Genomic DNA, 11,419 nt, shown 5'->3' with positions numbered 1-11,419 from the left:
ATGTATCCAATAGACATTATCGGTATCGGACAGGGCAGGGAAGATCTTACCCAAAAACATCTTGATATAATCAAGGCATGTGATGTGCTGGTTGGCGGCAAACGTCATCTTGAGATGTTTGACTGTCCTGACAAACAAAAGATCACGGTCAAAGCCGACATGAACAGCGTTATTGAAGCTATTAAAGATAAAATGAACCGTCATAAAATTGCTGTTCTGGCTTCAGGAGATCCTTTGTTTTATGGAATTGGCTCCACATTAACCAGGCATTTTGACAAACAATATTTAACGGTTCACTCAAATGTTTCATCTATTGCGGCTGCATTTGCCGCCATAAAAGAACCCTGGCACGATGCAAAAATTATCAGTCTTCACGACAAACAAAAGGCTTTTTTTTCTTTTGGATCTTTGGCTTGTGAACAAAAGGTTGCTTTTCTTACCAATCCTCAGATGAATCCCCAATATATTGCAGCAGGTCTGATGAAATACAATTTGCATGATTTCAGGTTTTGCGTAATCGAAAAGCTTGGTGACAAAGATGAAGAAAAGATCACATGGATTGACAATATTGACCAGGTAAAAAACCATACATTTTTACAGCCCAATATTGTTATTCTTAAAAAACAGGAACAAGAAACCAATCATGTTTCACATGAAACACATATCGGCATGACTGATTTTGCGTTTAAACATTCCAACGGACTCATTACAAAGTCTGAAATTCGAAGCATTACTTTGTCCAAATTAAAATTAACCAGAAAAGATCATGTGCTGTGGGATATTGGCGCAGGCTCAGGCTCTGTTGGTATTGAAGCCTCCTTACAGATTCCTTTGGGCCGTGTATATGCTGTTGAGAAACATCCGGGCCGTATTTGTGACATTGCTCATAATATCAAAAAATTTAATTGTTCCAATGTTCAGATAATGAATACTGCCTTTCCTGAAGGGATGGAAGAGTTGACGCGTCCGGATCGAATTTTTATTGGCGGCGGGGGGCAAGGCCTTGAGCAGATTATAACAGTATCTGCCGGCAAACTTGCCGCTTTTGGTATTATCGTCGTTAATACGGTTTTGTTGCAAAATATGGAAATTGCGTTAAGGCTTTTAAAAGAAAAGAACTTTGATCCTGATGTGGTTCAAATCCAGGTGTCCAGATCAAAAATAATGCCTTTTGGAGATCGACTCGAGGCATTAAATCCGGTCTGGATTATTTCAGGCTCAAAACCAGAAATAAGGTAATTTATATGAAAAAAGATCAAAATACGGTTGTTTTTGCCGGTGCAGGACCTGGTGATCCTGATCTCATTACGGTTAAATCCATGAATGCTTTGAAAACAGCAGACCTGATCATTTATGCGGGATCATTGGTGCCTGAAGCAGTGCTGTGCTGGAAGGGCAATGATACAAAAACCCAATCAAGCGCGGGTATGGATTTAAAAAAAATTGTTGATACCATCAGCGAATATCACGCCAGAGGAAAGAAAGTGGTTCGTCTTCATACAGGTGACCCGTCCCTTTATGGTGCTATTTTTGAACAGATGCGGGAGCTTGAAAAACTCAATATTCCTTATGAAGTGATTCCGGGTGTAACAGCCGCATTTGCCGCATCAGCAAAAATGAACATGGAATATACACTTCCCGAGGTCACCCAGACCTTGATTCTTACCAGAATATCGGGAAGAACACCGGTTCCGGACTCGGAAAACCTTGAGAAACTGGCATCCCATCAGTCATCAATGGCCATTTATCTGAGCATCGGTCATGCTATAAAGGTTCAAGAAATTCTGGAAAAACATTACGGGAAAGACGCCTTGTGTGCAGTGGCCTATAAAGTGAGCCATCCTGAAGAGAAAATTGTCTACACAAAGATCAGCAAGCTTGTGAAAACTTGCGAAGACAATGAGATCACACGGCATGCCCTGATTATTGTCGGAAAATCCGTTGAAGCCTGCGTCCTGGGCCGGGATATTTTAAAATCAAAATTATACGATTCAACATTTTCCCATGGCTATCGAAACGCTGAAAAATAAATTTTTTTTTGGCGGTTTAGCCATATGGAGCATTACCCCCAATGGAAAAATTCTGGGTCAAAAAATTCAGAAGTCAGTCCAGGGAAGCACTCTTTTTGTGTCTGCCAGCATTGTGCAAGACAATGACAATGACAAAAATATCATTGCGTTTAAAAAATTATCCAAAGAGATTCATCTTCAATTCAGTGCCTTTGGGGGACACATCTTTATATTTTCAACCGGAATTGCAGTTAGAATGATTGCTCCGTTGTTGAAATCAAAAATGATTGACCCGGCTGTTGTCGTGGTCGATGATAATGCAAATTATGCCATAAGTCTTGTTTCCGGTCATATGGGGGGCGCAAATCATCTGGCAAAACAAATCGCCGATATTATAAATGCAATCCCTGTTATTACGACTGCCACTGACACCAACCGGCTGCCGTCCATTGATATGATTGCAAAAGAGCAGGGCCTTTATATTGAAACGCCCCAGAATATCAAGCATGTCAACATGGCATTTTTAAAGGGTGCCAAGGTGAGACTGTATGATCCTTTCGGGTGTGTTAAAAATAATTTACCTGAATCTTTCAGGATAGATGCAGTCAACTGGAATAAAAAAATAGATGATCAAGCAATAGATGATATAGGGAATGTATCGGAAGGTGAATCGGGAACAGTATTTTGTTCATATGAAACCAAAGATGTTTCATGTGAAACACTTGTTTTAAGGCCGCGGGTTTTAACCGTCGGCATTGGATGCAACAGGGGGACATGCTGTGAAGATATTAAGGCGTTTTTAATCTCAGTTCTTAAGCAACAAGGCCTGTCCGTTAACAGTATTTTTCGATTTGCAACAAGTGATATTAAAAAAGATGAAATCGGTTTGCTGGCCCTTTCACAAGAGATGAAGATTCAAATAGATTTTTATGATAAAAACAAATTAAATTCAGTCAAGACAATTCAAACCCCATCAAAGATGGTTGAGAAACATTTAGGAGTTAAGAGTGTATGCGAAGCAGCAGCGATTCTTTCAGCCGGCAACGGGCAACTGATTGTTCCAAAGAAGAAAAACAAGGATGTCACCATTGCAGTGGCAATAAAACAATGAACCTTTATGTGATCGGCACAGGCCCGGGGAATATTGACTATATGTCCCAAAGAGCAGTTGATATTATCAAACAGGTCGATTGTGTAGCAGGATATACGACGTACATTGAGTTGATTGATGATCTTGTCAAAGACAAGGAAATTATATCCACAGGTATGATGAAAGAGGTGGACAGGGTTGAAAAAGCCATTGAACAGGCCCTGGCCGGTAAATCATGCGCCCTTGTTTCAGGGGGAGATCCTGGTATTTACGCCATGGCGGGCCTTGTTTTTGAAATCTGTCAACAGCGGGGCATCAAGCTTGTCAGATCACAGGATAAAGAAAACAATCCTGATGGCGACAAAGGGCTGGCTCTTGAAATTGTTCCGGGAATTCCTGCTCTGGCAGCAGGTGCGGCATTGGCAGGGGCACCGTTGACCCATGATTTTGCTGCTATTTCTTTGAGCGATCTGCTCACCCCCTGGGAAAAAATTGAAAAACGCCTGACTTGTGCTGCCATGGCGGACTTTGTCATTGTATTGTATAACCCGAAAAGCAAAAAAAGGGACTGGCAGTTAAAAAGGGCCCAGGAACTGATATTGGAACACAGGGACGGATCAACACCGGTTGGAATTGTCACCGGAGCCATGAGAGAAAATCAGAATGTTACCTTTACAACTCTGGATGAAATGGATAGAGCGGATGTCGGAATGCAGACGGTCGTGTTTATCGGCTCCAGTGCTTCTGTCCGCTATATGGATTTTTTGTTTACACCCAGAGGGTATGCAAAAAAATACGATATTTAAAAAATATTGAAAATATAGATATTGACGGAGATAGATATTGAATCTGTGCTGTTTTTAAAAACTGCCACGGGCAGACCTGGTCTTTCGCTCAGATTTGCCCACAACAAAACATGAAAGTCATTGTTTGGATTTTTGAAGACTTTCATATAAACAATAGGAGAGATGTTGTGAAAGGATATATTCAAGTGTACACGGGCAATGGTAAAGGCAAAACAACGGCCGGCCTGGGACTTGCACTCAGGGCAGCCGGTGCCGGGCTTTCCGTCTATATTGTTCAGTTTTTAAAAAAAGGGGACTATTCTGAAATCAAAGCCCTGTCCAAATTTGAGAATATCACGGTGGAACAATACGGCCTTGGAAAATTTGTTAAGGGAAAACCTTCTGATGATGACATTGTGGCCGGTGCTGCAGGGTATCTCAAATTATGCGATATTTTAAAACAAAACAACCATGACGTGGTGATTGCAGAAGAAGGCAATGTTGCGGTCAGTTGCAATCTGATATCGGAAAAACAGCTTCTTGAATTGATGGACATGAAACCAGATAATGTTGAATTGGTTATAACAGGCCGGGGAGCCACCCAAAAAGTGATTGAACGAGCAGATCTTGTGACGGAGATGAAAGAGATCAAGCATTATTATAAACAAGGCGTTGCAGCCAGGGTTGGAATAGAAAAATGATGAAAAAAAATATCGCCATTCTTGGAACCGGCTCTGATGTCGGAAAAAGCATTGTTGCCGCAGCACTTTGCAGATCGCTTGCAGATCAAGGAATAAAGGTTGCACCCTTTAAGGCTCAGAATATGTCCAATAATTCGGGCATCACCCCGGAAGGCCTTGAAATGGGAAGGGCTCAGATTGTTCAGGCAGAGGCCTCAAAAATTGCTCCTCACGTCAATATGAATCCCATTCTTTTAAAGCCCACAGGTGAGAAGCAATCCCAGGTGATTCTCAATGGGAAAGTTCATGGTGACCAGACAGCAATGGATTATCATCGAAACAAAGGATTTTATTTTGAAAAGGCGTGCCAGGCTTTTGACCGCCTTGCACAACAGTATGACCGGGTCATCCTGGAAGGCGCCGGATCATGTGCTGAAGTTAACCTGATGCCCAATGATATCGTGAATTTTGCCATGGCGGAATATGCTGATGCAGATGTTATTCTTGTGGCTGATATCCACAGGGGAGGGGTGTTTGCACAACTTGTCGGCACTCTTGCATGCCTGCCGGAAAAATATTGCCAAATGGTCAAAGGATTTATAATCAACCGGTTCAGAGGGGATATTGCCCTGTTCAACGACGGGGTTGAGTGGATTGAAAAACAGACAGGCAAACAGGTTTTGGGGGTCTTGCCCTGGTACACCCATTTTAAGATTGATGCGGAAGATTCTGTGGAAATTGAGCAATGCAATGATTTTAAAGACTTTAAACCTGATATGCCGGCAATCGGTATCATCCGGCTGCCACATATTGCAAATTTTACGGATTTTCACGCCCTGTCAAAAATAAAGGATATTCAAACCATTTTTATTGACAAGCCCGACCAATTGTCAAAATTTAAGGCGGTCATTATTCCGGGATCAAAAAATACCCGGGAAGATCTTCAATGGTTGATCAAAAATTTTAAAACCCCTCTTGAAGAGTATAACCGCTCAAATGGACATATTTTGGGAATTTGCGGCGGATATCAAATGCTGGGCGAGTTTGTAGATGACCCTGACGGGCTGGAAGGCAGGCCGGGAAAAACAACCGCACTGTGTCTTTTGCCGGTTCAAACCGTGTTAAAGGCACCCAAAACAACCACCTTAAGTGATTTTCAATGGCAGGGTGCCAAAGGCAAAGGATATGAAATCCACATGGGATATACCACATTAACCGCGGGAGCCGCTTTGCTGGAGGTCAGTTCAAGAAATTTAATTTCCTGCACAGACACGGATGGATGCCTGTCTGAAAACAGCAGGGTTGCCGGAACATATATGCACGGTTTTTTTGATTCTCCGCAAATTTTATCAAAATGGTTGAATACCATAGGATTGGACTTCAAAACTCCATATGATGACATGGTTTCACAAAAAGAATACGATTATGCCCTTTTAAAGGAACATTTTGAAGCCCACATTGACTTAAGCCACATCTTTTAGACAGGAAATAAGCCTTTTGTTTTAAATGTGATTTAATACTTTTGAAATGGTTTACATTCTTTTGTAAATTCTTTATCTATATTGATAAAGAAATTTAACACAAAAGGAAAGAGGACAGAGTTGAAACCTGTCCCCAAAAAATAAAAAACTTTGGAACAATCGAATCAAATTCCATCTCTGGCTGAACTTGCCCTGAAATACGGTACCATCAATGATGAACAATTCAATCATGTTCGTCGTCTGTACGCCCTTAAGCGCAATAACGATAATCCAATCGGCTATGAAAAACTGCTTTTAAGCCAGAAATTTATAACCCGATACCAGGTCGGACTTTTGAAACTGATTCAAGAATATCTTGTCGTTAGAAAACAAGGGGAAACATTTGGTCAAATTGCCGTTGAACAAGGCTTTGTCAGCCAGGACGATGTAGACCGTGCCCTTGAAATGCAGAAAAAAGAATTCAGGCAGTCTAAAATCAAAAAACTGATCGGAGATATTCTGGTTGAGTCAAGGGTTCTGACACTCAAACAGAAAAATGAGATACTCAAAGAACAGGATTTTCTTGATACCAGGGCAAGGAAAACTTTTACAACTGATCCCTCAAAAAGAGTGGATCAGGATGGTGACCGCCCCATTGATCAAGATATAGATCTTTCAGACTATGAAAAACAATTTTTAAAAACAAAGGTATTGGATCAGGAATTTGCCGCATGTGTTATTGAGAAGGGCTTTTGCTCAAAACGGGAAGTGAAGATCGCCCAAAAAGTCCAGGCAGATGAATTTGAAAAAGAAAAGAAAATTCGAATTCTTGGCGATATCATGGTTGAATTAAATTATTTAACCAAAGAACAAAGAAACCTGATCTTAAAAGAACAGGAGCAGATTAAAAAAAACAGTGGCTTTGTCACGGATTCCGGGGTACATGTCCATATTGGCCAGGATCAAATGGAAGCTGTGGTTAAAATCAGCAAGGAACCTGAGAATGTCTGTCTGCAAGATATCAAGGATGCTCTTGAGACAAAGGGAGTCAAATATGGAGTTTATACGGATGCCATTCTTCAATGCAATCTTGATTTGAAAAATAATGAGTTTGTCGCAGCAAAACAGGGGCTTGCTTCAGATGTATTAACGAACAAAAATGTCTTGTACCATTTTGATACCGGCAAAACAGATACTGAACCTACAAAAAAAGGTGCTTTATTGGCAGAGCAGCGTCTGGAAGAGGGAACATATTTAAAAAAAAATGTGTTTGGAAACAATATAGAGCAACCCAAAGCTCATGACCTTTTTTTCAGGTGTGCCAGCGGAACCCGGTTTTTAAAAGACAACAAAAATGCCCATGCAAAGGCTTTTGCAGTCAAGACAGGCTTTGTGTGCCTGTCTGTTGAAAGAAAATTATACATTCATTCAACCATTAATGTTCTTGAAGATGCAGACCTCAGATATGGACCTCTTGAAAATTATGCGAATTTAAATATCTCAGGTGTTTTAACCGGTGCATATCCTATAACCGCAGGACAGGTTAATGCAAGAGAAATCAGAGGGGCTCGTATCGTTGCCACGGGAAATGTCAAATCCCATGTGGGGATAACCGATGCCGTCATCAGCGCCCAGGGCGATATTCATGCGGCTTATCTCCATAATTGCAGGATAGAAACTTTTGGCAATGTTTATATTGCCAATGAGATTATTGATTCCCATATTTTTTGCAGTGGTAAAATCAATTCAGGCCAATGCCGGGTCATCTCTTCAATTTTGTATGCTAAAAAAGGCATTGAGCTTGCCGGTGCTGGAAACAATAGAACAAAAGCGTGCATCCTCGGAGCTGGAAGCGAACATCATATCCTTAAAAAAGCCGGGCAGATTAATCTTGAAATAAAAAACATCAGCCGGCATGTGGATGAATTAAAAGAGAAAAAAGACGATCAGGAACGTTCTGCAAAAAAAACGTTTCAAAAAATGGTTGAACTAAAAATTTTTCATGATCGCGCAAAAAATAAAAAACAAAAACTTGCGGCTGAATTCAAAAGAAAAAATGATGTCTTTAAAAAGGAAAACTTAAAAAACATTGCAGTCTTGATAAATAATTTTGAAAAAAGAATGATTTCGTCTATCTCTTTGCTAAAAGAATTAAACAAGACAAAAAAGGAATATGAAAAACAAAGTGCAATCCTTGAAAAAAAAATCAAAAACCTTGAACCGGAAATAAAAAGAAAAATTTTTGAACGTCAAATGGACCTTGCTGTATTTTTTGAATGGACAAAAAAACAAAAAAACAATCCGCAGATAAAAATAAACCATAAAGCATTTCCGGGAACCCTGTTAAAGGGAATTTTTTCATCATTGGAAATAGAAAAAGAGATGAATGGTTTTTTGGCTTTTGAAACACCCCATTCAACAAAAGGGTATCAAATGGCGATTCAAAAAAATTAATTTTTTAATGGCGCGGAAAAAACAAGTTGATGAACAGCACCGCAAGCGGTCAATTCGCTCTGGAAAAGTTTGACTTTGGAAACCCGAAACTCATCTGATTGAACATCCTTAAAGTCCTCTATCAGCCTGACCATTTTTTTGGGAAAAACCGGCTGTTTGATTCTTGCCAAGGTTAAGTGAGGGGCAAATCTTTGGTTGTTTTTTTTTATTCTCATTTCTTTGAAAAGACTGTTTTCCAATTGGTTGGCAAGGTTTTCCAAAATATCTGTCTGACCTCTTGTCCCGGACCAGATGACCCTGGTATTTTTTACCGAGGGAAACACACCTATCCCTGCTGCAAACAAAGTATGAACCGGTATTCTGCCTGCCTCCCGTATCATGATTGTTTTGAGGGTATCAATTTTGCTGACAGGAAAGGCACCAATAAACTTCAGGGTTAAATGCATGGCAGCAGGTTTTGGCCAGGATGCCTTGATACCTGATTTGCGCAATTGTTTCTGAATATCATGTAAAAAACCTTTTATTTCGTCAGGAAGTGATATGGCAATAAAAGCGCGGATATGTCTGTTGTCTGAGTTCATTGTAACTTTTTATTTTTAAATCCCAGCATCACCCTGTAAGGCCCGGGAGTCCCGGGTGGTATCAGGGCAACACGGTCGTTTTCCCGGAGGATTGTATCAAAAGCGGCAACCCTTCCATTAACAAACACAGCCTCAACCTCTTCAGGCGTTAATTGAACTTGCCGGATCAAATCCATTGCAGTGGTTCCCTGTTCCACTTTCATGATAACATTGGAATAGTCGATCTGTTTTTGTTTTAATTTTTTTTGCAAAAATGAAAAAGCATTAAATGTGATAATCGGCATGATATCCTTATGATCTTTCTATTTTAGTTTAACCATGTATAGACAGACTATAATCTCAACTTTCGGACAATTTTATCAATTCCGAAAGTTGAGATTATAATATAAGGAATGTTGCAGATTCACAATAATTTTTAATTGGATATTTTTTAAAGCGGCATTTCAGCGACCGACTATCTTCAAGCACCCCGGCATGGTGTTACATACCTGTTTTTTTTTTTTCAAATATTTATTATCATTTCCTGACAAAGTCTTTCCCAAAGGAATCTGGGGTGCCCGATGATGTTCTTTGTTACCTCCTTGTCCATAGTTGAATGAGTCAATAAGAGAAAATGGATCATTTGTATTATGTGAGGCATTTGATATGTTTTGAAAGCCCATCATTTTAAGAAGTGCTGGTCTTATGAATTGTTCAAATGAGAGCATTGTAGCCGAAGGGTTCCCGGGTAATCCAAAAACCAGTTTTTTTCTTATTGTCCCGAATACGGTTGGTTTTCCCGGTTTGTCAAAGATATTGGTGAATTTCATTTTCATATCCAAAGAAGAGAAAGCCTTATGAACCAGGTCATACTTGCCTTTGGAGGTGCCGCCGGATGTGATAATAACATCTGCATGGAGCGCTTCATACAACTGGCTTTGCAGCTCCTCTAAATCGTCTTGAACAATACCTATACACAGGGGCTTTGCACCGGCTTCAACAACTTGTGCTGCCAGGGCATAAAGATTTGAACACATGGCTTTTGAAGGCGAGGGCGGTTCATGGAAGTCAGAGAGTTCATCACCTGTTGAGAGAATAGCCACAAGGGGTTTGCGATGAACATATACATAGGCTCGCCGCAGGCTTGCAAGCGCCCCCACCTCCAGCGGACTGATAACATCTCCTGCATGAAGAACGACCTCTCCTGTTTGCAGGGACTCTCCTTTAAAGCGAATGCCCTCACCACATCCCGGATCAATGCTGCAAATGACATAGCCGTCTTCTTCAATAGTGTCCTCCACCTTTACGACGGTATCCGCACCTTCGGGAACCAATCCTCCGGTCATTATTCTAACTGCTTCACCTTCTTTTACAATTGCACCACAAGGCTTTCCTGCTGGTGATTCTCCGATTATTTTAAAATATGCCGGGTTTTGTTTTGAAACACTGCGGAGGGAAGTATGACTTACAGCATAACCGTCCATTGCTGAAATATCCGATGCCGGAAGATCTTCTGCAACAATGATATCCTGAACAAGAACTCTTCTGACCGCATCAAGAATTGGTACACTTTCGCGTCCCAAAACAGGAGTTGCTTCCAAGATCTGTTTTTGAACCTTCTTAATATCAATCATGCTGAAAACCTCCTTTATTATTACAGTGAAGCACCTGGTAAAAGCTTGTACTTATTCCTGCACTCAATTATTAATGTTCCTTAATTTTACTTCCCTGTAAAATTTTTGCAGATTAATCCTGTTTTTTTGTATCCTATTTTTTTGGTTCAGTTTCAGGAAAAGAAAGAGATTGTGCCAGCACAAAAGCAGCCTGGAGATAGGAAGTCGGGCATAAAGGAAAGCATTCTTTGCAATCGTTACACTCTACAGCCGCTATTTCAGGTATAAAGCTGATCTCTTTGTTTATTCCCCTGTCAACAAACCCAAGGGCATGTTTTTGTGCCACTTCCGCACAGTATCTGACACAAAGACCGCAGTGAACACAAAAAGAAGGATCTTTTTCATACCGGTCTGCAACAGCACCATACTCTTTTGCCATTTCCATCAGTTCCGGAGAATCCGGAGCATGAGCCATCAGCAGTTCTATGATGGTTTTTCTGATTCTGTCGACCTTTTCAGACCTGGTCCTGACAATTATATTTTCTTCCACAGGATAAACGCAGGAAACAACGAGCTTTGTCCAGCCGCGAACTTCTACTTCCACGATGCAGACGCGGCATCCCCCGAATGGTTCCAATTTTTCATGGTGACAGAGAGTGGGGATATATATCCCTTCATTTTGAGCTGCCTCCAGAACGGTCATCCCTTCCGTTGCCTTTACTTGTTTTCCATCAATTTCAAATTGGATTTCACTCATTTTACTTTGCT

Annotated in this window: 11 protein-coding genes; 7 read left to right on the top strand and 4 right to left on the bottom strand. The window is 40.7% G+C overall.

Annotated features, from left to right (window positions below; all coding sequences use genetic code 11):
• The 7 genes from cbiE (at position 1) to BLT94_RS15790 (ending at position 8,478) form a co-directional block, all read left to right on the top strand.
• On the top strand, positions 1–1,239 hold the full coding sequence (gene cbiE / locus BLT94_RS15820; protein WP_092236209.1) for a precorrin-6y C5,15-methyltransferase (decarboxylating) subunit CbiE: 1,239 nt from the start codon (positions 1–3) through the stop codon (positions 1,237–1,239).
• Between the two features lie 5 nt (positions 1,240–1,244).
• Complete coding sequence (gene cobM / locus BLT94_RS15815; protein ID WP_092236206.1) at positions 1,245–2,030, top strand: precorrin-4 C(11)-methyltransferase; 786 nt, start codon at positions 1,245–1,247, stop codon at positions 2,028–2,030.
• Complete coding sequence (locus BLT94_RS15810) at positions 2,005–3,120, top strand: cobalt-precorrin 5A hydrolase (RefSeq protein ID WP_092236203.1); 1,116 nt, start codon at positions 2,005–2,007, stop codon at positions 3,118–3,120. The genes cobM and BLT94_RS15810 overlap by 26 nt, the downstream gene beginning before the upstream one ends.
• Complete coding sequence (gene cobJ / locus BLT94_RS15805) at positions 3,117–3,905, top strand: precorrin-3B C(17)-methyltransferase (RefSeq protein ID WP_014959676.1); 789 nt, start codon at positions 3,117–3,119, stop codon at positions 3,903–3,905. The genes BLT94_RS15810 and cobJ overlap by 4 nt, the downstream gene beginning before the upstream one ends.
• A gap of 167 nt (positions 3,906–4,072) precedes the next feature.
• Positions 4,073–4,585 (top strand): cob(I)yrinic acid a,c-diamide adenosyltransferase, encoded by a 513-nt coding sequence (locus tag BLT94_RS15800; RefSeq protein ID WP_014959677.1) that lies wholly within the window; start codon positions 4,073–4,075, stop codon positions 4,583–4,585.
• Complete coding sequence (locus tag BLT94_RS15795; RefSeq protein WP_092236200.1) at positions 4,582–6,045, top strand: cobyric acid synthase; 1,464 nt, start codon at positions 4,582–4,584, stop codon at positions 6,043–6,045. The genes BLT94_RS15800 and BLT94_RS15795 overlap by 4 nt, the downstream gene beginning before the upstream one ends.
• A 150-nt stretch (positions 6,046–6,195) precedes the next feature.
• Positions 6,196–8,478 (top strand): FapA family protein, encoded by a 2,283-nt coding sequence (locus tag BLT94_RS15790; protein WP_092236196.1) that lies wholly within the window; start codon positions 6,196–6,198, stop codon positions 8,476–8,478.
• On the opposite strand, the gene thpR is transcribed toward BLT94_RS15790, so the two are convergent.
• The 4 genes from thpR to BLT94_RS15770 all read right to left on the bottom strand — a co-directional run.
• Entirely contained in the window at positions 8,475–9,059 is a 585-nt protein-coding gene (gene thpR / locus BLT94_RS15785) for an RNA 2',3'-cyclic phosphodiesterase (RefSeq protein WP_014959680.1), read from the bottom strand. The two genes, BLT94_RS15790 and thpR, sit on opposite strands and share 4 nt — an antisense overlap.
• Positions 9,056–9,343 (bottom strand): MoaD/ThiS family protein, encoded by a 288-nt coding sequence (locus BLT94_RS15780; protein ID WP_014959681.1) that lies wholly within the window; start codon positions 9,341–9,343, stop codon positions 9,056–9,058. The genes thpR and BLT94_RS15780 overlap by 4 nt, the downstream gene beginning before the upstream one ends.
• Before the next feature lie 159 nt (positions 9,344–9,502).
• A complete protein-coding gene (locus BLT94_RS15775; protein WP_092236193.1) occupies positions 9,503–10,672 on the bottom strand; it encodes a molybdopterin molybdotransferase MoeA in 1,170 nt (389 codons plus the stop codon).
• Positions 10,673–10,805: 133 nt separating this feature from the next.
• Positions 10,806–11,419 (bottom strand): 2Fe-2S iron-sulfur cluster-binding protein (locus BLT94_RS15770; RefSeq protein ID WP_245743149.1); only part of this gene is annotated, 614 nt, incomplete at its 5' end.

Origin of the sequence: Desulfobacula phenolica, from assembly GCF_900105645.1 — a bacterium.
In the GTDB taxonomy this organism is placed as follows: domain Bacteria; phylum Desulfobacterota; class Desulfobacteria; order Desulfobacterales; family Desulfobacteraceae; genus Desulfobacula; species Desulfobacula toluolica.
This window is presented reverse-complemented; position numbering and strand designations above follow the sequence as displayed.

What these genes read in the sequence shown, in the direction of transcription:
- cobM (WP_092236206.1), top strand. Translation starts at nt 1,245, where the DNA reads ATGAAAAAAGATCAAAATACGGTTGTTTTTGCCGGTGCAGGACCTGGT.
- BLT94_RS15775 (WP_092236193.1), bottom strand. Translation starts at nt 10,672, where the DNA reads ATGATTGATATTAAGAAGGTTCAAAAACAGATCTTGGAAGCAACTCCT.
- thpR (WP_014959680.1), bottom strand. Translation starts at nt 9,059, where the DNA reads ATGAACTCAGACAACAGACATATCCGCGCTTTTATTGCCATATCACTT.
- BLT94_RS15810 (WP_092236203.1), top strand. Translation starts at nt 2,005, where the DNA reads ATGGCTATCGAAACGCTGAAAAATAAATTTTTTTTTGGCGGTTTAGCC.
- BLT94_RS15795 (WP_092236200.1), top strand. Translation starts at nt 4,582, where the DNA reads ATGATGAAAAAAAATATCGCCATTCTTGGAACCGGCTCTGATGTCGGA.
- cobJ (WP_014959676.1), top strand. Translation starts at nt 3,117, where the DNA reads ATGAACCTTTATGTGATCGGCACAGGCCCGGGGAATATTGACTATATG.
- BLT94_RS15780 (WP_014959681.1), bottom strand. Translation starts at nt 9,343, where the DNA reads ATGCCGATTATCACATTTAATGCTTTTTCATTTTTGCAAAAAAAATTA.
- cbiE (WP_092236209.1), top strand. Translation starts at nt 1, where the DNA reads ATGTATCCAATAGACATTATCGGTATCGGACAGGGCAGGGAAGATCTT.